At 69.9% G+C, this 22,165-nt stretch carries 21 protein-coding genes and 1 pseudogene; 7 read left to right on the top strand and 15 right to left on the bottom strand.

The features are described 5' to 3' along the window. Window positions 1-5: 5 nt before the first annotated feature. From LQ938_RS03420 to LQ938_RS03410, 3 genes are read right to left on the bottom strand one after another with little or no spacing between them, the layout of a single operon-like run. Entirely contained in the window at window positions 6-830 is an 825-nt protein-coding gene (locus LQ938_RS03420) for an SURF1 family protein (protein WP_374197465.1), read from the bottom strand. Between the two features lie 7 nt (window positions 831-837). Then, window positions 838-1,953, bottom strand: a complete 1,116-nt coding sequence (locus LQ938_RS03415) for a GuaB3 family IMP dehydrogenase-related protein (protein ID WP_223721887.1) — start codon at window positions 1,951-1,953, stop codon at window positions 838-840. Between the two features lie 46 nt (window positions 1,954-1,999). Further along, the gene (locus LQ938_RS03410; RefSeq protein WP_223721769.1) at window positions 2,000-2,617 is read right to left on the bottom strand and encodes a TetR/AcrR family transcriptional regulator; all 618 of its coding nucleotides are present in this window, start codon (window positions 2,615-2,617) and stop codon (window positions 2,000-2,002) included. A gap of 64 nt (window positions 2,618-2,681) precedes the next feature. On the opposite strand from LQ938_RS03410, the gene LQ938_RS03405 reads away from it, so the two are divergent. Continuing rightward, complete coding sequence (locus LQ938_RS03405; protein ID WP_223721768.1) at window positions 2,682-4,112, top strand: DHA2 family efflux MFS transporter permease subunit; 1,431 nt, start codon at window positions 2,682-2,684, stop codon at window positions 4,110-4,112. A gap of 2 nt (window positions 4,113-4,114) precedes the next feature. Here LQ938_RS03405 and LQ938_RS03400 read toward each other — a convergent pair whose 3' ends face one another. Both LQ938_RS03400 and guaB read right to left on the bottom strand, forming a co-directional pair. Next, a complete protein-coding gene (locus LQ938_RS03400) occupies window positions 4,115-4,822 on the bottom strand; it encodes a TMEM175 family protein (RefSeq protein WP_223721767.1) in 708 nt (235 codons plus the stop codon). Window positions 4,823-4,893: 71 nt separating this feature from the next. Further along, window positions 4,894-6,396 carry an IMP dehydrogenase gene (gene guaB / locus LQ938_RS03395; protein ID WP_223721766.1) on the bottom strand — a complete coding sequence of 501 codons (1,503 nt, stop codon included), beginning with the start codon at window positions 6,394-6,396 and terminating at the stop codon, window positions 4,894-4,896. 330 nt (window positions 6,397-6,726) lie between these two features. On the opposite strand from guaB, the gene LQ938_RS03390 reads away from it, so the two are divergent. The 4 genes from LQ938_RS03390 to LQ938_RS03375 are packed head-to-tail and all read left to right on the top strand — an operon-like array spanning window position 6,727 to window position 10,732. Next, window positions 6,727-8,040: a branched-chain amino acid ABC transporter permease gene (locus LQ938_RS03390; protein WP_223721765.1), complete on the top strand. Its 1,314-nt coding sequence runs from the start codon at window positions 6,727-6,729 to the stop codon at window positions 8,038-8,040. A gap of 13 nt (window positions 8,041-8,053) precedes the next feature. Continuing rightward, window positions 8,054-9,034 carry a branched-chain amino acid ABC transporter permease gene (locus LQ938_RS03385; RefSeq protein WP_223721764.1) on the top strand — a complete coding sequence of 327 codons (981 nt, stop codon included), beginning with the start codon at window positions 8,054-8,056 and terminating at the stop codon, window positions 9,032-9,034. A 4-nt stretch (window positions 9,035-9,038) separates the two neighbouring features. Continuing rightward, complete coding sequence (locus LQ938_RS03380; RefSeq protein ID WP_223721763.1) at window positions 9,039-10,013, top strand: ABC transporter ATP-binding protein; 975 nt, start codon at window positions 9,039-9,041, stop codon at window positions 10,011-10,013. Next, window positions 10,010-10,732 carry an ABC transporter ATP-binding protein gene (locus tag LQ938_RS03375; protein WP_223721762.1) on the top strand — a complete coding sequence of 241 codons (723 nt, stop codon included), beginning with the start codon at window positions 10,010-10,012 and terminating at the stop codon, window positions 10,730-10,732. Before LQ938_RS03380 ends, LQ938_RS03375 begins: the two co-directional genes overlap by 4 nt. Before the next feature lie 513 nt (window positions 10,733-11,245). On the opposite strand, the gene LQ938_RS03370 is transcribed toward LQ938_RS03375, so the two are convergent. The 3 genes from LQ938_RS03370 to groES all read right to left on the bottom strand — a co-directional run bounded on the left by LQ938_RS03370 (window position 11,246) and on the right by groES (window position 14,241). After that, entirely contained in the window at window positions 11,246-12,598 is a 1,353-nt protein-coding gene (locus LQ938_RS03370; protein WP_223721761.1) for an ABC transporter substrate-binding protein, read from the bottom strand. A 196-nt stretch (window positions 12,599-12,794) separates the two neighbouring features. Then, a complete protein-coding gene (gene rarD / locus LQ938_RS03365) occupies window positions 12,795-13,769 on the bottom strand; it encodes an EamA family transporter RarD (protein WP_223721760.1) in 975 nt (324 codons plus the stop codon). Window positions 13,770-13,944: 175 nt separating this feature from the next. Then, the gene (gene groES / locus LQ938_RS03360) at window positions 13,945-14,241 is read right to left on the bottom strand and encodes a co-chaperone GroES (RefSeq protein WP_047543013.1); all 297 of its coding nucleotides are present in this window, start codon (window positions 14,239-14,241) and stop codon (window positions 13,945-13,947) included. Window positions 14,242-14,425: 184 nt separating this feature from the next. On the opposite strand from groES, the gene LQ938_RS03355 reads away from it, so the two are divergent. Beyond that, window positions 14,426-15,628, top strand: a complete 1,203-nt coding sequence (locus tag LQ938_RS03355) for a class I SAM-dependent methyltransferase (protein WP_223721759.1) — start codon at window positions 14,426-14,428, stop codon at window positions 15,626-15,628. A gap of 48 nt (window positions 15,629-15,676) precedes the next feature. Here the strand turns inward: LQ938_RS03355 and LQ938_RS03350 are convergent, their stop codons facing one another. Genes LQ938_RS03350 through tsaB form a run of 4 tightly spaced genes read right to left on the bottom strand, consistent with a single transcriptional unit; the run spans window position 15,677 to window position 18,682 of the window. After that, window positions 15,677-16,234 carry a hypothetical protein gene (locus LQ938_RS03350; protein WP_223721758.1) on the bottom strand — a complete coding sequence of 186 codons (558 nt, stop codon included), beginning with the start codon at window positions 16,232-16,234 and terminating at the stop codon, window positions 15,677-15,679. Further along, window positions 16,231-17,301 (bottom strand): tRNA (adenosine(37)-N6)-threonylcarbamoyltransferase complex transferase subunit TsaD, encoded by a 1,071-nt coding sequence (gene tsaD, locus LQ938_RS03345; RefSeq protein WP_223721757.1) that lies wholly within the window; start codon window positions 17,299-17,301, stop codon window positions 16,231-16,233. Before tsaD ends, LQ938_RS03350 begins: the two co-directional genes overlap by 4 nt. Further along, on the bottom strand, window positions 17,298-18,005 hold the full coding sequence (gene rimI / locus LQ938_RS03340; protein ID WP_223721886.1) for a ribosomal protein S18-alanine N-acetyltransferase: 708 nt from the start codon (window positions 18,003-18,005) through the stop codon (window positions 17,298-17,300). The genes tsaD and rimI overlap by 4 nt, the downstream gene beginning before the upstream one ends. Further along, window positions 18,005-18,682 carry a tRNA (adenosine(37)-N6)-threonylcarbamoyltransferase complex dimerization subunit type 1 TsaB gene (gene tsaB / locus LQ938_RS03335; protein ID WP_223721756.1) on the bottom strand — a complete coding sequence of 226 codons (678 nt, stop codon included), beginning with the start codon at window positions 18,680-18,682 and terminating at the stop codon, window positions 18,005-18,007. Before tsaB ends, rimI begins: the two co-directional genes overlap by 1 nt. A gap of 134 nt (window positions 18,683-18,816) precedes the next feature. On the opposite strand from tsaB, the gene LQ938_RS03330 reads away from it, so the two are divergent. After that, entirely contained in the window at window positions 18,817-19,758 is a 942-nt protein-coding gene (locus LQ938_RS03330; RefSeq protein ID WP_223721755.1) for an alpha/beta fold hydrolase, read from the top strand. 28 nt (window positions 19,759-19,786) lie between these two features. On the opposite strand, the gene tsaE is transcribed toward LQ938_RS03330, so the two are convergent. From tsaE to LQ938_RS03315, 3 genes and pseudogenes are all read right to left on the bottom strand, one after another. Further along, window positions 19,787-20,308 carry a tRNA (adenosine(37)-N6)-threonylcarbamoyltransferase complex ATPase subunit type 1 TsaE gene (tsaE, locus tag LQ938_RS03325; RefSeq protein ID WP_223721754.1) on the bottom strand — a complete coding sequence of 174 codons (522 nt, stop codon included), beginning with the start codon at window positions 20,306-20,308 and terminating at the stop codon, window positions 19,787-19,789. A 185-nt stretch (window positions 20,309-20,493) separates the two neighbouring features. Further along, entirely contained in the window at window positions 20,494-21,618 is a 1,125-nt protein-coding gene (gene alr, locus LQ938_RS03320; protein WP_223721753.1) for an alanine racemase, read from the bottom strand. Between the two features lie 131 nt (window positions 21,619-21,749). Beyond that, a pseudogene (locus tag LQ938_RS03315) lies at window positions 21,750-22,097 on the bottom strand (holo-ACP synthase); the annotation flags it as partial. Window positions 22,098-22,165 lie beyond the last annotated feature (68 nt).

Genomic DNA, 22,165 nt, shown 5'->3' with positions numbered 1-22,165 from the left:
GCGGGTCAGGCAGTCTCGTCTTCGAGAAGCTCGAGTTCCTTCTCCCACTCGTCCTTCGCGAGGCGATACCAGAAGTAGAACGCGAAACCGGCGAACACCACCCATTCGGCGGCGTAGAAGATGTTCAGCCAGTTGACCGAGGCTCCTGCATCCGGAGCCGGCGAGTGGATGTCGACGAGCCCGCCGAAGGGATCATCGGCCACCACGAACTGGCGATAGACGTTCAGGTCGACGGCGTCGTGCCAGCGGCTGAGGAGCGCCGCGGGAGACATGCGCGTCATGTCGGTCGGGTCCGCACCGCTCGAGGGCGGTACGGGGCCCTCGTCGGGGATCAGCCTCCCCGTCACCTCGAGGTTCGCCGGGGCGTCGGCGTTCAGCGCGGCGGCGGCGGCATCCGCCTGCTCCCGCGTTTCGGCCCAGCCCACCGCGACGGCGATCGAGGTCGGCTCGGCATCATCCGTGCGCAACTGGCCGGTGACCCAGAACCCCTCTTCGCCGTCGTTGAAGCGCGAGGAGACCACGATGAAGTCGTCGGCGACGAACGATCCGGAGACCTCAATCCGCTGACCCACGAGAGGATCACTCAGATAGGACCCCGGCGTCACGACGTCTGCGAGGGGCATGACCTGCTCGGTCGCGCCCTCTTCGCGCGGTGCCGTGTCGATCGCGCGCGCGAGCTGCCACTGACCGAGCCAGGCGAAGATGCCGGCGACGACGAGGCACAGCAGCAGCACGCCGATCCACTTCGGCCGCAGCATCACTTCGCGCAGCGTCGGCGGAAAGACCTCGGGCACGGATGCCGCCCGGTTCTGCTCGTCCACGGACGTCATCGCGTTCTCAGCGGCCGTAGGGCGCGACAACCACTTCGACCCGCTGGAACTCCTTCAGGTCGGAGTAGCCGGTCGTCGCCATCGACTTGCGGAGCGCGCCGATCAGGTTGGCGGTGCCGTCGGCGACCCGCGCGGGGCCGTACAGCACCTCTTCGAGCGAGCCGACCTGCTCGACCTGCACGCGGTGACCGCGGGGAAGACGAGGGTGATGTGACTCCGGGCCCCAGTGGAACCCGCGCCCCGGGGCGTCGGTCGCGCGTGCGAGCGCCACCCCGAGCATGACGGCGTCGGCGCCCATCGCGAGGGCCTTCACGATGTCGCCGGAAGTGCCGACTCCGCCGTCGGCGATGACGTGCACGTAGCGCCCGCCGGACTCGTCGAGGTAGTCGCGTCGCGCGCCGGCCACATCGGCGACCGCCGTCGCCATGGGTGCGTGGATGCCGGTCGTCGCGCGGGTCGTCGACGCCGCGCCGCCGCCGAATCCGACGAGCACCCCCGCCGCGCCCGTGCGCATGAGGTGCAGCGCGGCCGTGTAGGTGCCGGCGCCGCCCACGATGACCGGCACGTCGAGGTCGTAGATGAACTTCTTGAGATTCAGGGGCGCGGCAACCGACGAGACGTGCTCGGCCGACACCGTGGTGCCCCGGATGACGAAGAGATCGACGCCCGTCGCGACGACGGTCTCGTAGAGCTCGGCCGTGCGCTGCGGAGTCAGGGACCCGGCGACCGTCACGCCCGCGGCGCGGATCTCGGCCAGGCGGTCGCGCACCAGCTCCGGCTTGATCGGCTCGGTGTAGAGCTGCTGCATCCGGCGCGTCGCGTCGGCGCCCGGGAGGCCGGCGATCTCGGCGAGGAAGGGCTCGGGGTCGTCGTAGCGAGTCCACAGGCCCTCGAGGTCGAGCACGCCGAGCCCGCCGAGCTGGCCGAGCATGATGGCCGTCCGGGGGCTGACCACGGAGTCCATCGGCGCACCCAGGACCGGGATGTCGAAGCTGAACGCGTCGATCGACCAGTGCGTGGAGACGTCTTCGGGATTGCGCGTGCGCCGGGAGGGCACGACCGCGATGTCATCGAAGGTGTACGCGCGGCGAGCGCGCTTGGCGCGTCCGATCTCGATCTCCATGCTCACCCCTCCAGCCTAGCCGCCGGGGACGACAGCGACGGGCGGGTCACCAGGGCTCGTCGACACGGGGCGCGAGGCGGAGGACGACCGCCTTCTCCGTGGGGAAGCACGCGGTGAACAGATCGGTCACCCGGGGATCGTTGCCGTCATCGTCGGCCATCCGCAGTCCGATCAGCGTGTTGAGCATCATCCCCTGCGCGATGAACTCCTGCGCGCGCTCGGCCGACATCCCGAGATCTCGCACGTACTGCCAGACCCGCGCGAAACCGTCACGCGCGCGCGGCCCGATCACCGGGTGCGCACCCAGGAGGAAGGCGTGCGAGAGGGTCTGATGCAGACCGCGGGTCTGCAGGAGGCCGATGTACTCGTGCCCGAGTCGCTGTTCGAGCGGCTCATCGGGGTTGCCGGCGGCGGCGCGTTCGAAGGCCGCGAAGAGCTGCCCGAGGGCGTCATCGAGCACGTCGAGGAACAGGCGCTCCTTGCTCCCGAACAGGCGGACGACGTAGGGCTGCGACACGGATGCGGCACGGGCGATGTCGTCGGTCGTGGTGCCCACGTACCCCTTCGCCCCGAACACCGCGATCGCCGCCTCAAGAATCTGGGCCCGGCGTTCCTCGGAGCTCAGCCGCGGCTTTGCGGCATCCGTCGCAGTCATGGTTGACATGTTATCAGTCGATTACTACAGTCACTCTCGTCAAGTAATCATTCGATTACAAACAGGAGACCTCATGTCCACTCCCCTTTCCCCGCGTCCGTTCGGACTCGTCGTCGCGGCCACGGCCCTGCCGATGTTTATGGCGACGCTCGACAACCTCGTGATGACCAACGCCCTCCCCGTCCTCCACGACGATCTCGGCGCCAGCGTCGAGCAGCTGCAGTGGTTCGTCAACGCCTACACCCTCGCGTTCGCCAGCACGATCCTCATCGCGTCGGCCCTCGGCGACCGTTTCGGTCGGCGCACCGTCTTCCTCGCCGGCATCGCGATCTTCGGAATCGGCTCCGTGCTGGCGGCGCTCAGCACCGACCCCGCGCAGCTCATCGCGGCGCGCGCCGTGCAGGGCTTCGGCGGTGCCGGCGTGCTGCCGCTCTCGCTCGCCCTCCTGTCGGGCGGCGTCTCGCCCGCACGACGACCGCTCGCCATCGGCATCTGGGGCGGCGTGTCGGGCCTCGGCGTCGCGGTCGGCCCGCTCGTCGGCGGCGCGGTCATGGAGGGGTGGAACTGGCAGGCCATCTTCTGGCTGAACGTGCCCGTGGCGATCATCGCGATCCCGCTCGCGCTCCTCGTGCTGCGCAACGACTTCGGGCGCCGGCAGCGGATCGACGTCTTCGGCGCGGTGCTCGCCGGCCTCGGCGTGCTCGCTCTCGTCCACGCGATCGTGCGCGGCAACGATGACGGCTGGGAGTCCTTCAGCGTGGTCGGTGAGATCGTCGCGGGTGCCCTCCTCATCGCCGGCTTCCTGTTCTGGCAGTCGCGCACCCGGGCGCCGCTCATGCCGCTCCGGCTCTACCGCGACCGGTCCTTCACCCTCACGAACGTCGTCGGCTTCGCGTTCAGCTTCGGAACCTTCGGGGCGATCTTCATCCTGATCCAGTACATGCAGGTCGTGCAGGGCTCGACGCCTTTCGAGGCCGCGCTGCAGACGACGCCGTGGACGATCGCCCCGATGTTCGTCGCGCCACTCGCCGGCATCTTCTCGGGCCGGATCGGCACCCGCGCGCTGCTGGTCACGGGTCTCGCCTTCCAGGGGATCGCGCTGGGATGGATCGCCGCCATGCTCTCCGAGACGCTCGACTACGGAGTCCTCATCGCGCCGTTCCTGCTCGCGGGGATCGGCATGGGACTCGTCTTCGCCCCGTCCGCGACCGCGCTGCTCGCGACCCTCGGGCTCGTCGATCACGCGACCGCATCCGGGGTCAACTCGACCGTCCGCGAGATCGGCATCGCACTCGGCACCGCCGTCATGACCGCGGTCTTCGTCGGTGCGGGCGGCGCGCTGCTGCCGGACCAGTATGTGGATGCGGCGCGTCCCGCCGTCTTCATCGGGGCAGCTGTCCTCCTGATCGCCGCCGTGGCCGCGCTGTGGCTTCCCGCTGGCCGCGCCGCCCGCCCGGTGCCGGCGACCGCTGCGGACGAGTCGGCTCTGGCGCCGGTGGCCTGACGTCAGGGGCGAGGGTCCGGCGCCGGTGCGGCGCCGCCCTCGTCCTCACGGGCGGGCCCGGCGTCGGCCGTGCGCTCATGGCCCGGCACGCCCGGCGTACCGCCGAGGGCGCGGGTCAGGAGACCGTCCGCGAGGAACAGCCAGAATGCCCACGGTCCCACCCACGGACTCGCGACGACGACCGCGGCCGAGATGATGAGTGCGCTGAGCGTTGCGCCGCTCCCCCGGCGAGCTTCCGCCGCGGACAGGCCGGGCGTGAGGATCTCGCGGCGCCGCACGGCCCATCCCCACTGCATCCAACTCATCAGGATCGCGAAGAAGAAGTTGATCGGCAGCAGGATCCGGCCAAGGAGAAAATGCGAGTAGTCCGTCGACAAGGACGAAGTGAACGGCACGAGCACGATGAACAGCAGCCGGATGTTGTTGATCCACATACCGGGCCCGTCGATCCGCGCGATCCACTCGAACTGGGCGACGTGCGTCGTCCACATCAGGCTCAGGATCACGAAGCTGACGATGAACGTCAGCACCGGCTGCCACATGTCGAGCAACGCGTCCGCGAGATCGGCATTGCTCTTCAGATCGCCGAACGAGCGGGTCGTGAGATCGAGGACCAGCAACGTTGCCGCGATGGCGAAGACCGCATCCGTGTACGCCGCAACGCGCGTCGTCGTGACGGACGAGTCGGGGTGCGAACGGCGGCGGATCACACCGTCAGCGTAGTGACGCGCCCGGGCGACGCGCGGGTGCTCCGCGAAGGAGCCGCCCGAAGTTCGCAGACTCAGCGCTTGTAGTTCGGCGCCTCGACCACGATCTGCACGTCGTGCGGGTGGGACTCCTTGAGCCCCGCCGACGTGATGCGGACGAACTTGCCCTTCGCCTTCAGCTCGTCGACCGTGCGGGCTCCGACGTAGAACATCGACTGGCGAAGGCCACCCACGAGCTGGTACGCGACGGCCGAGAGCGGTCCGCGGTAGGCGACCTGGCCTTCGATACCCTCCGGGATCAGCTTGTCGTCGGTGGGCACGTCGGCCTGGAAGTACCGGTCCTTGGAATAGGACGTCTTCTTTCCGCGCGTCTGCAGCGCGCCGAGCGAACCCATGCCGCGGTACTGCTTGAACTGCTTACCGCCCTGGAAGACGATCTCGCCCGGCGACTCGTCGGTGCCCGCGAAAAGCGAACCGAGCATGACGCTGTCGGCACCGGCGACCAGCGCCTTTGCGATGTCACCCGAGTACTGCAGACCGCCGTCGGCGATGACCGGAACCCCGGCCTCGCGCGCTGCGAGCGACGCCTCGTAGATCGCCGTCACCTGCGGCACACCCACACCCGCGACGATGCGGGTCGTGCAGATGGAGCCGGGGCCCACACCGACCTTGACCGCATCGACGCCCGCGTCGATGAGCGCCTGCGCGCCCTCACGCGTGGCGACGTTGCCGCCGATGACGTCGATGTGCGCGAACGACTCGTCGGCTTTCAGCCGGCGCACCATGTCGATGACGCCGGCGGACTGGCCGTTGGCCGTGTCGACCACGAGCACGTCGACACCGGCATCGCGCAGCGCCTCCGCGCGCTCCCACGCGTCACCGAAGAACCCGATGGCTGCCCCGACCCGCAGGCGTCCCTGGTCGTCCTTCGTCGCGAGGGGGTACTTCTCGCTCTTGTCGAAGTCCTTGATGGTGATGAGGCCCGCGAGCTTGCCGTCGCCGTCGATGAGCGGCAGCTTCTCGACACGGTGCTTCGCGAACGCGGCGATCACGTCGCCCGCGCTGACCCCGACCGGGGCCGTGATGAGACCCTCGCTCGTCATCACGTCACGGACGACGGTGCTCTTGCGCTCGAAGTGCGAGACGAACCGCATGTCACGGTTCGTGATGATGCCGACGAGGCGGCCATCGGGATCGACCACGGGCAGACCCGAGATGCGGTAGGTCGCGCACAGCGCGTCGACCTCGTCGATCGTCGCGTCGGGCGTCGTCGTGACGGGGTCCGAGATCATGCCGGACTCGCTGCGCTTCACCCGGTCGACCATCGCGGCCTGGTCGGCGATCGAGACGTTCCGATGCAGGATGCCGAGGCCACCCTCACGGGCGATAGCGATCGCCATCCGCGTTTCGGTGACCGTGTCCATCGCGGCGGCGATCAGCGGCGTCGCGACCGTGATGCGGCGGGTGACACGCGACGAGGTGTCGGCCTCGCTCGGGATGACATCGGTGTGCCCCGGCAACAGCAGGACGTCATCGTAGGTCAGCCCGACAAAGCCGAAGGGATCGTGGTGCTCCATGAGTTCTCCTCTCCGATCGCCGACACGCAGCGATCGGGCGACATCGACCGTAGCGCGGGATCGCGGAGATCTCCGGCTCACCGATTCTAAGCGCCGTGTCATGCACTTTTGTTCCCGGTGCACCTTGATCACTCGCGCGCGATGCGCACGCGCGCGTGACACATGCGCGAGCCGCCGGGTGACCAGACTGCGCATTCCCGTTATCAGTTGCGGCCTGGAAACACACAGGCAACAATCACTGGGTACGTTCAGGTTTCGCCGAGGTCACCGACGGGTTCTCCGGTACACCGACACATCGACCGGCAAGACCGTTCACCCCAGGAGGTGCCAGTGGGGATCACCCGCACATCGCGCGCTGACAACCGCTCGAGTCGCGCGATCGCAACGCTGATCGCCGCGTTGTTCGCCGCCGTACTGCTGCTGGGCTGGGCATCGCCCGCATCCGCGCAGACCGACGACCCGGAGGATCTGCCGTACACGATCGCCGGTAACGTCCGCACGGACGGAGCACCGATCCCCGACGCGACCGTAACCGTCACCGGGGCCGACGGATTCGAAAGCGAAGCGACGACCGCCGAGAACGGCAGTTTCCGCATCGGCGTTCCGACCAAGGACACTCCGTACACGATCGACCTCGAGCTGCCCAGCGGCGTGACCGCACCTGACGGCTTCGAATCGTCCGTCGAGGTCACCTTCGGTGCGACCAGCACCATCACCCGCAACTTCACGCTGACCGCCGCTGAGCGGGTGACGACGAGCTTCGTCGACCAGCTGATCTCCCGCACGGTGAACGGCTTGAACTTCGGCCTGATGCTCGCGCTCGCCGCGATCGGCGTCTCGCTCGTGTTCGGCACCACTGGGCTTTCGAACTTCGCTCACGGCGAGATGGTCACGTTCGGCGCTCTCGCCGCACTCCTCTTCTCCGCGGGCCTCGACGTGCCGATCTGGATCGCGATCCCCCTAGCGGTGATCGCGTCGGCGCTCTTCGGATTGGGGATGGATGCCGGAATATGGCGACCACTCCGAAGAAAGGGCCTCGGAACCGTCCAGCTGATGATCGTCTCGATCGGTCTGTCGCTCGCCCTCCGGTACGTCTACCAGATGTTCGTCGGCGGCGGTACAGAGCAGCTCCCGGGCGGTGATTCCGCATCCATCCCCGGGCTCGGCCCCATCCGACTCACCGTCACCGACGTCGTGAGCATGGCCGTCTCGATCGTCGTGATCGCGGGCTTCGCGTTCTGGCTGATGCGCACCCGCATCGGGCGCGCGACGCGGGCCGTGTCCGACAACCCGTCGCTCGCCGCCGCCAGCGGTATCGACGTCGACGCCGTCGTCCGAGTGGTGTGGGTCGTCTCCGCAGCCCTCGCGGGCCTGTCGGGTGTGCTGTGGGCCTTCTTCCGCCCCGGCATCAAGTGGGACATGGGAACCAGCATCCTGCTCCTCGTCTTCGCGGCCGTCACGCTCGGTGGTCTCGGTACCGCCTTCGGCGCCCTGATCGGCTCGATCATCGTGGGTCTGCTCGTCGAGGTCTCGACGCTCTGGATCCCCTCCGACCTCAAGTACGTGGGCGCGCTCGTCGTGCTGATCGTCATCCTCCTGTTCCGTCCGCAGGGCATCCTCGGACGCCGAGAAAGAATCGGATAGGTAGGGCGCCTTCATGGACATGCTGCAAATCCTCTCCAACACCGCTGCGCAGATCCTTGCGCCGGCCACGCTCGGCTACGTCCTCGCGGCGATCGGCCTGTCGGTGCACTTCGGCTTCGCCGGGCTCCTCAACATGGGCGTCGCGGGCTTCATGGCGGTCGGCGCCTACGGCTTCGCGATCTCGATCGCGTCGTTCGACGTGCCGTGGCCGATCGCGATCGTGATCGGGCTCATCGCCTCGATGGTGTTCGCCCTGATCATGGGCATCCCGACGCTCCGGCTCCGCGGCGACTATCTCGCGATCGTCACGATCGCCGCGGCCGAGGTGCTCCGGCTCCTCTTCCTCACCTCCGCGTTCCGCAACTACACGGGTTCGGCGGACGGTCTCTCCGGCTTCCAAGCGAGCTTCCGCGCCAGCAACCCGCTTCCCGCCGGTCGCTACGGCATCGGACCGTGGACCTATCAGTCCGACCAGTGGTGGGTCATCATCGTCGGCGTCATCACGATCGCGATCGTCATCGCCATCGTCTGGCTGCTGATGCGGAGCCCGTGGGGCCGCGTGATCCGCGGCATCCGTGAAGACGAGGATGCGGTCCGCTCGCTCGGCAAGAACGTGTTCGCGTTCAAGATGCAGGCGCTGATCGTCGGTGGCGTCATCATCGCCGCCGGTGGCATCGTCACCGCCATGGGGACGAACGTGAACCCGAACGTCTACGTCACCTCGCAGACGTTCTACATCTGGACGGCCCTCCTCCTCGGTGGCGCCGCGACGATCTTCGGCCCCGTGCTCGGCGCTGTGCTCTTCTGGATCGTTCGCGCGTTCCTGTCGAACCTGCTGCCCGCGCTCGTCTCGATCGGCTGGCTGCCGTTCCTCACCACGGAGCAGAGCCAGATGCTCGTCTTCGTGCTCGTCGGTGTGGCCCTCATGCTGCTGGTCATCTTCCGCCCGCAGGGAATCCTCGGAAGCAAGAAGGAGCTGACCTTTGTCCGCTGAGGCCGTGCCCCCCACCCCGCGCCCGAAGACCACCGGCCTGCACCAGGGCGAACCCCGCCCCGGTGTCGCCAAGGTCGACCCGATCATCGTCATCGACGGCGTGCGCCGAACCTTCGGCGGCCTCACCGCCGTCGACGTCGAGCACCTCGAGATTCCGCGCGGGGCGATCACCGCCCTGATCGGCCCGAACGGTGCCGGCAAGACCACGCTGTTCAACCTGCTCACCGGCTTCGATAAGCCGAACGACGGCAGCTGGTCGTTCGACGGCACGAACCTCGCCGGCATCCCGGCATACAAGACGGCCCGCATGGGTCAGGTGCGCACGTTCCAGCTCACCAAGTCGCTGGGCCTGCTGACGGTTCTCGAGAACATGAAGCTTGGCGCGACCAAGCAGTCCGGTGAGCGCATCTGGGCCGGCATCCTGCCCTTCCTCTGGCGCAAGCAGGAGACCGACATCGAAGCCAAGGCCCGCGAGCTGCTCGCGCGCTTCAAGCTCGATGCCAAGGAGAAGGACTTCGCCGCCAGCCTCTCCGGCGGTCAGCGCAAGCTTCTCGAAATGGCGCGGGCGCTCATGAGCGACCCCGTGCTCGTGATGCTCGATGAGCCGATGGCCGGCGTCAACCCGGCGCTGACGCAGTCGCTGCTCGACCACATCCTGGATCTGAAGGATCTCGGCATGACGGTCGTGTTCGTCGAGCACGACATGCACATGGTGCGCCACATCGCCGACTGGGTCGTCGTCATGGCCGAGGGCAAGGTCGTGGCCGAGGGCCCGCCCGACGCCGTCATGAAGGAGCAGGCCGTCATCGACGCGTACCTCGGTGCGCACCAGGACGTCGACCTCGGTGTCGTCACCGGACGCCACGCCGGCACGCTCACGGCGGAGGGTCAGGAGCTCCTGGAGACCGCTCAGGAACTGGAGCAGGCCGTGGAGGCCGACATCCACCGCGATGCAGACAAGCCGGAGGACGGCCGATGAGTACGAACGTCGTCGAACTGAACGATGTCTTCGCCGGCTACCTGCCCGGTGTGAACATTCTCAACGGTGCGAACCTCACCGCCGCCAAAGGCGAACTGATCGGCATCATCGGGCCCAACGGTGCCGGAAAGTCGACCATGCTGAAGGCGATCTTCGGACAGGTGAAGGTGCGCGAAGGCTCCGTCATGCTGAACGGCGAGAACATCACGGGGCTCCGCGCCAACAAGCTCGTCGCCAAGGGCGTCGGCTTCGTGCCGCAGAACAACAACGTCTTCCCCAGCCTGTCGATCGCCGAGAACCTGCAGATGGGCGCCTACCAGCGGCCGAAGGTGGTCAGCGAGCGCATCGACTTCGTCGCGTCGATCTTCCCCGACCTCGCCAAGCGGCTCGGACAGCGCGCCGGCTCGCTCTCCGGTGGCGAGCGGCAGATGGTCGCGATGGGCCGTGCGCTCATGATGGACCCGCACGTGCTGCTGCTCGACGAGCCGTCCGCCGGCCTCTCCCCCTCTCGCCAGGATGAAGCGTTCCTGCGGGTGTCGGAGATCAACAAGGCCGGCGTGACGACGATCATGGTCGAGCAGAACGCGCGACGCTGCCTGCAGATCTGCGACCGCGGCTACGTGCTCGACCAGGGCCGTGACGCCTACACCGGCACCGGCCGCGACCTGCTGAACGACCCCAAGGTCATCGGCCTGTACCTGGGCACCCTCGGGACCTGACGCGCCGCTCGCGCCCGACGCGCCGCTCGCGCCCGACGCGCCTGCGCGCGCCTGACGCGCCTGCGATCGCCTGATGCGCCTGCGCGCCGCTGCACGGAAATGCCGGTCCACCTTCGGGTGGGCCGGCATTTCCGTGCGCGGGGCCCCTCTTTTCTTGCTCACGTGGCGCGATCGGTCGGGAACCACGGCGAACTGCGACACGTGAAGCATCCGAGGTCTGGCTCGGGCCATGCTCGGGTGCCGCTCACACGGGATCTGGCTCACGTGACGGAATCGGTCAGGAACGACGACGGATCGCGACACGTGAAGCATCCGGAGTCGGGCTCACGTGACGCAATCGGCCGGGAACGACGACAGATTGCGACATGTGAGGCATCCGACCTTCGCTCACGGAAGGCATAGGCACGAGCACGAGCAGGGCACGGGCCGGGGCACCGGCACGAGCACGTGCAGGGGCCGGGGCACGCGAAAGGGCCCCGGTCCGAAGACCGGGGCCCAGATCCTGCGGTCGGGTCAGCCGACGTTCAGGAACTCGTAGTTGTTGTCTTCGCCGTACTGGAAGATGCCGATCGACGCCTCGGTCGGGTCGCCGACCGCGTTGAACGTGATCGGACCGGAGACACCGTCGTAGTCAGCAACGCCACCGGCGATGATGATGTCGGCGCACTCCGCGTACGTCGTGCACTTCGTGCCGTCATCCGCGCCGCCCGAGACGGACTGCAGGTGCGCAGCGACGTCGGGGCCTGCGGTCGAGCCGGCCTCGAGAGCCGCCAGCGCCAGCAGGATCACGGCGTCGTAGGACTCCGGAGCGTAGGTGAAGTCAGCCAGTTCGGCGTTGCCCGCACCGGTCCAGAAGGACTGGAGGTTGTCGCGGAAGGTCGCCGTGGTGGCCGGGTCGACCGCCGGGTACGTACCCTTCGCGCCCGCCATGGTGCCCTCGGGGAACTCATCGCCGAAGTTAGCGAGGTTTCCGTCGACGAGGTACATCTTGTCGGCCGGGAAGTCTGCACCGAGCAGCTCGGGGATGATCGTCTTGACCTCTTCGAAGGTGATCAGGGCGATCGAGTCGGGGTTGGCCGCCATGACGTCCTCGACCTGGGCCGAGAAGTTGGTGTCACCCGTGTTGTAGAGCGACGCCGCGACGACCGATCCGCCGGCTGCCTCGAAGGCGGCCTTCGTGAAGCACGCGAGTCCGGTGCCGTAGGAGTCGTTGAGCACGATCATGCCCAGCGTCTCGTTGCCGTCGGCCGCGATCAGGTTGCCGAGCACCTCGCCCTGGAGCACGTCCGAGGGGGCGGTGCGCCAGTAGAGGCCCTTGTCCTCGTAGCCGGTGAAGGCTGCCGACGTGTTGGCCGGGGAGAACTGGATCGCGTCGGCCGCGATGACCTGGTCGATGAACTGCAGCGAGGTACCCGAGGATGCGGCGCCGATGATGGCGGTCGCGCCCTCGCCGAGGAGGCGGGGGATCTCGGTCTCGTAAGCCTTGTTGTCGGTGTCACCCGAGTCGCCCTGGATCAGGTCGACCGTGACGCCCTTAGCAGCCGCGTTGACCTCGGAGGTCGCGTACTGGGTGGCGGAGATCTCGGGCGGTCCGAGGAACGCCAGGTTGCCGGTGACCGGCAGAGCGGTACCGATCTTGTAGGTCAGGTCGGTGCCGGGGCCCTCGGAGGTCGAGCTGAACTCCGGGGTGTAGGACGCGGGCTGGGCCGCGTCGCAGTCGATCGGGAAGTCCGAACCGGCTGCCTCGGTCGACGTGGCATCGCTGCCACCGCCGCCGCTACATCCGGCCAGAACGAGTGCACTCGCGCCGATCAGGGCGATGCCGCCCAGGACCTTTGCGGTACCGGAACGCGGGAAAGCGCGCATGGTGCTCCTTGGTGAGAGTCGGAAACGCGGGCTCGTCGCCGCGCGAATTGTGACAAACCTAGCCAAGGGACCGCGTCGCACATGTTGCGATGTGTTAACGGAAGGTTTCGCTACTCAATCGTTATCAAATTGCTGTGAGTTCCTCTGCGTGAGCGAGCACCTCTGCGAACCCCCGTCGTGCCCGTTCGCCGCGCGATCACGTCAGTTCTGCGACATCCGAGGGCGCGTCGTCGCGCTCGCGGGCGGCCGCCGCATCCGCTCGCCCGCGTCGTGTGCGGCGCGCCGCGAGGAGCGAGTCGGTGGTCAGCAGGATCAGGGCGACCCAGACGATCGCGAATCCGATCCAGCGGCCCGTCGTCATCTCTTCGCCCAGCAGCCACGCTCCGATGACGAACTGCAGGACCGGAGCGACGAACTGCATGATGCCGAGCAGGCTCAACGGGGCGCGCCGGGCGGCGGCGGCGAACATGAGCAGGGGCGTCGCGGTGGCGATGCCCGCGGCCGCAAGAAGCGCCGTCTGCGGCATGCCCACGGAGACGACGAGAAGGCCACCCGTCGCGGCCACCACACCGAGCTGCACGAGCGCGACCGGGGTCAGCCAGGCCGACTCGAGGGTGAGCCCGCTGACCGCATCGACGGCCGGGCCGATCTTCTTCTTCACGAGTCCGTAGAAGCCGAACGAGAAGGCGAGCGACAGCGCGATCCACGGGAACACGCCGTAGCCAACGACGATCACGCCGACCGCGACCGCGGCGAGGCCGATCGCGATCCACTGCGTGAGACGGAGACGTTCGTGCAGCAGCAGAACACCGAGCAGCACCGTGACGATCGGGTTGATGAAGTACCCGAGGCTCGTCTCGATGACATGCCCACTCAGGGCGGCGTACAGGAAGACCTGCCAGTTGACGTAGATGAGGGCGCCCGCGAGCGCCGTGAGCCCGAGCAGCCGGGGCTGGCGCAGAATCGCGACCAGCCGCCCCCACGACCGGGTCACGAGGATCAGCAGCGCGCAGAACACCAGCGAGAGCAGGATGCGCCACGCGACGATCTCGAAAGGGCCGATCGGTGCCAGCAGCACGAAGTACAGCGGCAGGAATCCCCAGAGGAAGTAGGCGCCGAACGCGTACAGCCCGCCCGCGGTGGTCTGGTCTGCGGAGGCGTTCGGAGTCACCTCCTCAGCCTACGGCGGGGGAAGGACACCGGATGCGGCGCCGCATCCGGTGTGCTGCCGATCACCCGCGGGATCCTGCCACCGCGCTCTTCCCGCTGCGCCTCTCCCCAGGGAGGGGCGCGAAAAAGAGAAGGGCCCGACCACCGGAGTGGTCGGGCCCTTCGTCAGAGGATCGTCAGCGAACGACGACCGCGAGCACGTCGCGGGCCGAGAGCACGAGGTACTCGTCGGCACCGAACTTGACCTCGGTTCCGCCGTACTTGCTGTAGATGACGCGGTCGCCCACGGCGACGTCGAGCGGAACGCGGTTGCCGTTGTCATCGATGCGGCCGGGGCCGACAGCCACGACCTCGCCCTCCTGGGGCTTCTCCTTGGCGGTGTCGGGGATGACCAGACCACTCGCGGTGGTCTGCTCTGCCTCGACCTGCTGGATGACGATGCGGTCCTCGAGCGGCTTGATGGAAACCGACACGGTCTACCTCTTCTTTCTCGCTTCGTGAAACGGAAGACTCATTAGCACCCTCACATCGAGAGTGCTAACGCAAGTCTAGAGGCGTCCTGGCACTCGTGCAACGCGAGTGCCAATCCGCGCCCGCTCGCCACGCCACGAGCCCGCCTCACGACAGCGGACGCGCCGCCGACCGTAGGCTGGCGGGATGGAGATGGCGGACCTGCGCACGCTGCTTACCCCCGAGGGCCTACGGCTGCTCGATGAGGTCGGCACGGTCGAGTCCACCGACGACGCCGCATCCGCCGTCGGCCGGCTGCGAGCGCAGGGGCACTCCCCCGAGCTCGTCGCGGTCGTGGTGACGCAGGCGCGGCTCCGCACGCGGGCGCGCGCGAAGTTCGCGCAGTTCGCCGACGGGATGCTGTTCACCCGGGCAGGTCTCGAACAGGCGACACGGCTCGGGATCGCCGCCCGGCACGCCGCCCGCTTCGCGGCGCTCGCGCCCCGCGGCGAACGCACGCACGTCGCCGACCTCGGCTGCGGTATCGGCGGCGACGCCCTCGGCGTCGCGGCGCTCGGGATGCGGGTGACGGCCGTCGACGCCGACGAGGTCACCGCCGCGGTCGCCGCTTACAACCTGGCGCCGTTCGGGGATGACATCCGCGTGCTCCACTCCCGCGCGGAGGAGACCCCGCTCGAGGGCATCGACGCCGTGTGGCTCGACCCCGCGCGTCGAAGCGCCGGCCACGACGACACGACGCGCCTGCGCGCCTCGGACTACACACCGTCGCTCGACTGGGCGTTCGCGCTGGCCGAACGCGTGCCCACCGGCATCAAACTCGGCCCCGGCTTCGAGCGCGCCGACATTCCGGAGGCCGCCGAGGCGCAGTGGATCAGCGTGGACGGATCGACGATCGAGCTCGTGCTGTGGTCGGGGGCGCTCGCCCGCGAGGGGGTGCGGCGCGCGGCGCTCGTCATCCGGGGGGATCAGGCCCACGAGCTGACGGCCGCGGGCGACACCGAGGACGCCCCGCCGCGCGAGCTCGCGGAGTTCCTGCACGAGCCCGAGGGGGCCGTCATCCGCGCGCGCCTGATCGGAGACGTCGCGCGCGCGCTCGATGCCGGGATGCTCGACCCGAGGATCGCGTACCTGACGTCGGATGCGGCCGTCACGAGTCCGTTCGTGCAGTCGTTCCGCATCCGCGAAGAACTGCCGTTGGACACGAAGAAGCTCGCCCGGGCGCTCAAGGAACGGGGCATCGGGCGCCTCGAGATCAAGAAGCGCGGCGTGGACATCGACCCGGCGACGCTGCGGACGCGGCTGAAGCTCTCGGGCGACGCAGGAGCGACGCTGATCCTCACCCGCACGGGTGGGCGGCGTCGCGCGTTGCTCGCCGACCGGGTGGGCTGAGCGCGCAGTCGCGCCGTCAGCCCCACGATCGAGCGCGCCGTCGCGCCGTCAGCCCCACCATCCGGCGCGGTACGCGGCCCACGCCAGCCATCCGGCGCTGTAGATCACCGCGAGCGCGCCGAGCGCGATCGCCCAGATCGCCATCTGACGCGACTCGGCGCGGCGTCGCAGAGACAGCGCGCCGAGCACGAGCCCACTGAGCGCGATCGGCAGCGCGAGGCCGACGACGAACGACGCGATGAGTCCGACGACGGCGAAGCCGAGGCCGATCGCCGCCAGGTTCGCCGGTCGAACGGCGGCGATCGGCGCCACCGACGTTCCCGTCGCTGGCACGAGCTCGATCCGCGGCTCGTTCGCGTCGAACGATGCGAGTGCGAGGGGCGCGGTCGGCGGGCGCGTGAAACCGCCGCGGTGCGTGCCCGGCAGAACGGCCTCGGCGACAGGCGTCTCCACGTCGGTCGACGGCGCCTCGACGGAGGTCAGGACCGTGGGCGCCGGGGGGCGCGGCCGCGCCGTCTCGGGAGCGAGCGCCTCGGTGGCGGCCAGAATCGGCTGCGCAGAGGCATCCGCCGCATCCGTCTCCGGTCCCGCCTCCCGCTCGGTCATGCCGGGACCACCGCCGGGGACTCGGCGACCTGGATCTCGGTGACCGGCAGCGTCGAATCCGCGCCGAACGACAGAGTCGACGGGCGCCGCCCCGACATGATCAGTTCGGAGGCGAGCGCGGCGATCATCGCGCCATTGTCGGTGCAGAGGCTCAGCGGCGGGATGCGGACCGCCACGCCCGCCGCCGAACCGCGCTCGAGGGCGACATCGCGGAGCCGCCGGTTCGCGATCACGCCGCCGCCGAGCAGCAGGCGGGGGACGCCGAAGCGGGCGCACGCATCGAGCGCCTTGGTGACGAGCACATCGACGACGGACTCGCGGAACGATGCGGCAACGTCGGGCACGGACGGCTCCGGAGTCTGCTCCACGTACCGCGCGACGGCCGTCTTCAGCCCCGAGAACGAGAAGTCGTAGCGATGCCGATCCATGTCGGATGCGCGCGTGAGTCCGCGGGGGAAGCGGATGGCGGCGGGATCGCCGGCAGCGGCGACACGGTCGATCTCGGGACCGCCCGGGTAGGGCAGGCCGAGGATGCGCGCGACCTTGTCGAACGCCTCGCCCGCTGCGTCGTCGACCGTCTCCCCCAGCAGCTCGACGTCGGTCGTGAGGTCGCGAACGAGCAGAAGAGACGTGTGCCCGCCGCTCACCAGCAGGGCCACGGTGGGGTACTCCAGCGGCGGCGCGTCGGCGTCGAGGATGTCGGCGGCGATGTGTCCGACGAGGTGGTTGACGGCGTACAGCGGCTTTCCGAGGCCGACGGCGAGCGCCTTCGCGGCGCCCACACCGACCATCAGGGCACCAGCGAGACCCGGGCCCGATGTCACCGCCACCGCATCGATGTCACCCAGCTCAACGCCGGCATCGACGAGCGCCGCCTCGATCGAGGGCTGCAGCGCCTCGAGGTGCGCGCGCGCCGCGACCTCGGGAACGACCCCGCCGAACCGCGCGTGCTCGTCCATCGAGCTCGCGATGGTGTTGGAGAGCAGCGTACGGCCGCGGACGATGCCGATGCCCGTTTCATCGCAGCTCGTCTCGATGCCGAGAACCAGGGGTTCGGATGCGGTCATGTCGGGCCTCCTCCGTCCGCGGTGGCGGGTGTCGGGCCGGTGGCGGCGGGTGTTACGAGATTCGGAGATGTGACGGGATTCGGATGCGTGCGGGCCGCCGCATCCGAATCCGGTGACATCTCCGAAACCGGTGACGGCGTCGCGGCCGGGGCGGGCGTCGCGGGCGGAGCGACCGGAGCGGGTGCGGCCGAAGCCGCGGCGGCGGGCGGGACCGGGCGGGCCGCCCACGCGGGCACGTCGAGGGTCATCACGATCGCGTCGACGTCGTCGGGCTGGTAGTACCGCGGGCGGCGGCCGGTCTCGACGAAGCCTTCCGAGGCGTACAGCTGCTGCGCGACCGGGTTGTCGTCGCGGACCTCGAGGAAGACCGTCCGCGCGCGGCGTTCGTGCGCGATGCCGATGAGGGCGCGCAGCAGCATCCGGCCACTCCCGCGCCCCCGCTCGCTCTCGGACACGGCGATGGTCTGGATGTCGGCGTCGGGGGCGCCGGCGACCGAGCGGAGTCCGGCGTACCCGGCGAACACGCCGTCACGTTCGAGCACGAGGTAGCGGCCGTGCGGCGACGCCAACTCGGCGCGCATCATCGCGGTGCTCCAGGCGTCGGTCGGAAACGAGGCCCGCTCGAGCGCCATGATCGCGCCGAGATCGTCGGCGGTCGCCTCCCGAATCACGCCGGCCTGCGGATGCGGCGCCACGTCGCGCATCACGAGACCCGCTTCGGCGCGTGCGCGACGGTGACGTCGGGCGAACGCAGGTAGAGCGGTTCGGGGCCGGCGAGGCTGCGCCTAGCCGCGACCGCGCGCGCGCCGGTGATGGCGAGCAGGGCCGCCGAGACCGAGGTCGCCTCGATCCGCGCGGCGTCGAGCTCGCGCAGCCGGTCATCGAGCAGGTCACGGGGCACGAGCGCCGGCTCCGCGACCCGTACCGGCAGGCCGTCATCGTCGAGCCCGAGATACACCGTGTAGGCGAACTCCTTGCGCCGTGCGTCGGTGACGACGGCGAACCGGCCCGCTTCTGCTCCCTCGAACGCCGCGGCCAGCAGCACCCCGAGCGCGACCGCGTCGTGGCTCGGCACGGGGATCACCGGAATGGCACGCGCGAGGGCGAAGGTCCGCGCCGCGGCGATCCCGATCCGGAGCCCCGTGAACGGACCGGGCCCCATGCCGGCGACGACGTGCGTGATCGGGTCGTCACCGGATGCGGGCAGCCCGCTGCCGTGCGCGGCGGTCGTTCTGGCCGCTTCCGTCGCCTGCACGAGAAGATCGCCGATCACCTCCGCGTGGCCGAGCGGGTTGTCGCTCGCGACCTCGGCCCGCACGACACCGTCGGGGTCGACGAGTGCCACCGCCGTGCCGAGGGAGGTGTCGATGCCGAGGATCACCCCTCCAGGGTATCCGGCCGGTTGCGTCCCCCGTCGGCGAGGCTCGACCGCGGGGACGGATGCCGGTGGGTCAGCGTGCCGACATCCGCGCGCCGGGCGCCAATCCGCGGCCCCCGCCGCAACGAATAGCGGGTATGCACCGAGACACGAGCCTCACCGCGCTCCGCACGAGCGCCGCCGCCCTGGGGCTGCGACGAACCCGGCTGGGCCGGATGACCGTGCACGCCGGACGCGAACGCGGCGAGGTCGCGACGCTGCTGCTGCACGGCGCCGCCGGGTCGTGGACGACGTGGACGCCGCTGATCGCCGCATCCGATCGTCTGGGCACCCCGCTCACCGACGTGATCATCCCGGACCTGCCCGGATGGGGCGACAGCGCCGGCACCGTCGACGACATCGGCGCGGTGTCGGCCGAGCTCGCGGCGATGGTTCGCTCGCAGGGATTCGAGCGCTGGCGCGTCGTCGGACACTCCCTCGGCGGATTCGTCGCCCTCGACCTGGCGGCGCGCGAGCCCGAGGCGACCGTCGGGGTCGGACTCGTGTCGCCGAGCGGCCCCGGGGTGCAGGCGGTGGTCCGCCGGCCGTTCGCCCGTGCCGCACGAGTGCCGGGATTCGCGGGGATGCTGCTCGCGATGCGGGCGCTCTCCGGGCTCGGCGCGGGCGCACCCGACCTCCTGCGCGGCCTCGATCGGGTGGGACTGCTGCGGCCCCTCGCCGCCCCGCTCTTCGCGCGACTCGACCGCATCGACCCCTCGGTGATCTCCGCGCTGGCCGACGAGATCCGGCCGGTCGCGTTCGGCGGTGCCGCCCGCCTCGCCGCGGCCTACGACACCGCCAGGTGGCGCACCATCACGGCGTCCGTGGTGTCGGTGCGCGGCGAACGCGACGTCTTCGCCGCGGCGGATGAGCAGGCCCGACTGGCCGCGATCGTCCCCCGTTTCCGCGAGGTCCGGATGCGGTCCGCCGGGCATTTCGCCCATGTGGAACAGCCCGTGGCCACGCTCCGTGCCCTCGGCCTCGGCGCCGCGGGCGGGACGGACCCGCGCTGGCGGGACTACCGCCGCGTCACCGCCTGACCGACGCCGCCCGGGGTGGCGAGCGGCGTCAGGGGCGGCGGCTGATCGTCACGAGGCGCGGGGTGTCGGCGTCGAGCGCGAGCGTCGCCTGCGAGTACGTGCCGCACGCGGTGTCGACGCCGCGGCCGTGCCACTCGCGGTCGAGTTCGACCTCCCACCACGAATCGGTGACGGCTCCCGCGAACGGCGCGCCCCACTCGACGACGACGACCGAACCGGCGAAGTCGATGTCGAGGTCGTCCAGCTCCGCTGCGGAGCCCAGACGGTACGCGTCGACGTGCACGAGGGGCACGCCACCGACCAGCGAGGGATGAGTGCGCGCGATCACGAAGGTCGGGCTCTGGATCGGGCCGCGGACACCGAGCGACTCGGCGATCCCGCGCGTGAGGGTGGTCTTTCCGGCACCGAGCGGGCCGGTCAGCACCAGCACGTCGCCCGCGCGCAGCCGGGAGCCCATGTCGCGCCCGAGCTGTTCCATCGCGTCGGGCGAATCGATCTCACGCTGCCCGAGGAGGTCGTCGAGTCCGGTCGTCTGCGTGTCCTGTGCCATGTGATCTCCAACGCTGAGCGCGCCCGCTTCATGCCCCGCGTCCGCATCCGCATCCGGCCCCGCATCCGCATCCACCTCCGCCGAAACGGGATCTTCGCGCCGAAACGGAGGGGTTACCCCACTGTCTCGGCGCGAAGATCCCGTCTCGCGGTCGGATGCGGGGGTGCCGCCGGGGACGCGGCGGCTCACGACGCGACCTGACGGCGGGTGACGCGGGCGCCGATCCGGGTGACGATCTCGTAGTTGATCGTGCCCGCCGCATCCGCCCATGCCGACGCGGCGGGGGCGCCGAGCGTCGGATCGCCGAACAGGATCGCCTCGTCGCCGACCGACACGACGGCGTCGCCGACGTCGACCACGAACTGGTCCATCGCGATGCGACCCGCGACACGGAAGCGCTGTCCGCCGATGACGACCGGTCCCGCGCCCGACGCCTGCCGCGGCACCCCGTCGGCGTACCCGACCGGGATGAGGGCGAGCGTCGTTTCGCGCTCGGTGACGTAGTCGTAGCCGTACGAGACCCCCTGCCCGGCGCCCACGCGGCGCACCGCGGCGACGGACGCACGCAGGGTCATCGCCGGACGCAGGCCGAGGTCCGCGGAACTCCGGTCCGCGAACGGCGACAGCCCGTACAGACCGATGCCGATGCGGACGCAGTTCAGCCGCGCTTCGGGCAGGTCGATCGCCGCGTGGGTCGCGGCGAGATGGTGAACGCGCGGCGCGAGTCCGGCGGCACTCGCGGCCGCCACACCGTCGTGGAATCGCGCGAGGGCGGTGCGGTCCGCATCCGCCGACGCGTTGGAGAGGTGGCTGAAGATGCCATCGACGCGGATGCGGCCGAGCCGCTCCAGCCGCGCGGCCTCCGCGAAGACGACCCGGTCCTCGCCGGCCGCGAGGCCGTTGCGGCCGAGGCCGGTCTCGAGCTTCAGGTGCACGACCGCGGGCCGGTCGGCGGTCGAGGCCGCCGCGGCCGCGTTCAGCTGATCGAGGCTCGAGATGCCCAGGTCGATGCCGCGCTCGACTGCTTCACCGAAGGTCGCCCCGGGCGCGTGCAACCACGCGAGGATCGGGGCGTCGATGCCCGTGCGGCGGAGCGCGAGCGCCTCGGGCACATCGGCCACGCCCAGGCGACTCGCCCCGCCGGCCAGAGCCGCCGCGGCGCTGCGTCCGGCGCCGTGCCCGTAGCCGTCGGCTTTCACGACGGCGAGCACATCGACGCCGACCATGCGGCGCAGCTGCCGGACGTTGTCTTCTATCGCGCCGACGTCAATCGTGGCTTCGCGCATGACCCCCGCGGGCAGCGTGCTCATGCCGCGTCCTTTCCCTCGCCCGGTACCGCGTGACCCGTCGCGGTGTCGCCCGCATCCGGAGATCCCGCAGCGTCGCCCGCCGCAGCGTCGCCCGCATCCGGAACCACGGACGCGGCGCGGAGCGACTCAGCACCCTCGGCGACGACGTACGCCGTGGCGAGTCCGGCGTCGTGGCTCATCGAGAGGTGCAGGGTCACGATCCCGCGCGCCGCCACGACCTCCGCGGTCGACCCGGTGAGGGTGAACCACGGCCGGCCGGACGGTTCCGGGGTGATCTGGATCTCGGTCCAGTGCACGCCGTCCGACCCGCCGAGCGCCTTGATCAGCGCTTCCTTCGCGGCGTAACGGGCCGCGAGCGAGCGCGGTTTGAGGGCCTGCTCGGCGACCGAGAACAGGCGTTCGCGCAGCCGCGGTGTGCGCAGCAGGGTCTGCTCGAACCGCGGAATGTCGACGATGTCGACGCCGATGCCGACGATCATGTGTCCTCCCGGATGCGGCGGCCCACCGCATCCGCCACTCTATCCGCGCCCCGCGGGGCGCCTCCATC

Source organism: Microbacterium sp. cx-55 (assembly GCF_021117345.1).
Lineage (GTDB): Bacteria > Actinomycetota > Actinomycetes > Actinomycetales > Microbacteriaceae > Microbacterium.
Note: the sequence above shows the minus strand (reverse complement) of the source record. Positions and strands in the feature narration are given on the sequence as shown.

Excerpts from the sequence above, each read along its gene's own strand:
- LQ938_RS03420 (WP_374197465.1), bottom strand. The coding sequence starts at position 830 with ATGACGTCCGTGGACGAGCAGAACCGGGCGGCATCCGTGCCCGAGGTC.
- LQ938_RS03415 (WP_223721887.1), bottom strand. The coding sequence starts at position 1,953 with ATGGAGATCGAGATCGGACGCGCCAAGCGCGCTCGCCGCGCGTACACC.
- LQ938_RS03410 (WP_223721769.1), bottom strand. The coding sequence starts at position 2,617 with ATGTCAACCATGACTGCGACGGATGCCGCAAAGCCGCGGCTGAGCTCC.
- LQ938_RS03405 (WP_223721768.1), top strand. The coding sequence starts at position 2,682 with ATGTCCACTCCCCTTTCCCCGCGTCCGTTCGGACTCGTCGTCGCGGCC.
- guaB (WP_223721766.1), bottom strand. The coding sequence starts at position 6,396 with ATGGAGCACCACGATCCCTTCGGCTTTGTCGGGCTGACCTACGATGAC.
- LQ938_RS03385 (WP_223721764.1), top strand. The coding sequence starts at position 8,054 with ATGGACATGCTGCAAATCCTCTCCAACACCGCTGCGCAGATCCTTGCG.
- LQ938_RS03375 (WP_223721762.1), top strand. The coding sequence starts at position 10,010 with ATGAGTACGAACGTCGTCGAACTGAACGATGTCTTCGCCGGCTACCTG.
- LQ938_RS03370 (WP_223721761.1), bottom strand. The coding sequence starts at position 12,598 with ATGCGCGCTTTCCCGCGTTCCGGTACCGCAAAGGTCCTGGGCGGCATC.
- LQ938_RS03355 (WP_223721759.1), top strand. The coding sequence starts at position 14,426 with ATGGAGATGGCGGACCTGCGCACGCTGCTTACCCCCGAGGGCCTACGG.
- LQ938_RS03350 (WP_223721758.1), bottom strand. The coding sequence starts at position 16,234 with ATGACCGAGCGGGAGGCGGGACCGGAGACGGATGCGGCGGATGCCTCT.
- tsaD (WP_223721757.1), bottom strand. The coding sequence starts at position 17,301 with ATGACCGCATCCGAACCCCTGGTTCTCGGCATCGAGACGAGCTGCGAT.
- rimI (WP_223721886.1), bottom strand. The coding sequence starts at position 18,005 with ATGCGCGACGTGGCGCCGCATCCGCAGGCCGGCGTGATTCGGGAGGCG.
- LQ938_RS03330 (WP_223721755.1), top strand. The coding sequence starts at position 18,817 with ATGCACCGAGACACGAGCCTCACCGCGCTCCGCACGAGCGCCGCCGCC.
- tsaE (WP_223721754.1), bottom strand. The coding sequence starts at position 20,308 with ATGGCACAGGACACGCAGACGACCGGACTCGACGACCTCCTCGGGCAG.
- alr (WP_223721753.1), bottom strand. The coding sequence starts at position 21,618 with ATGAGCACGCTGCCCGCGGGGGTCATGCGCGAAGCCACGATTGACGTC.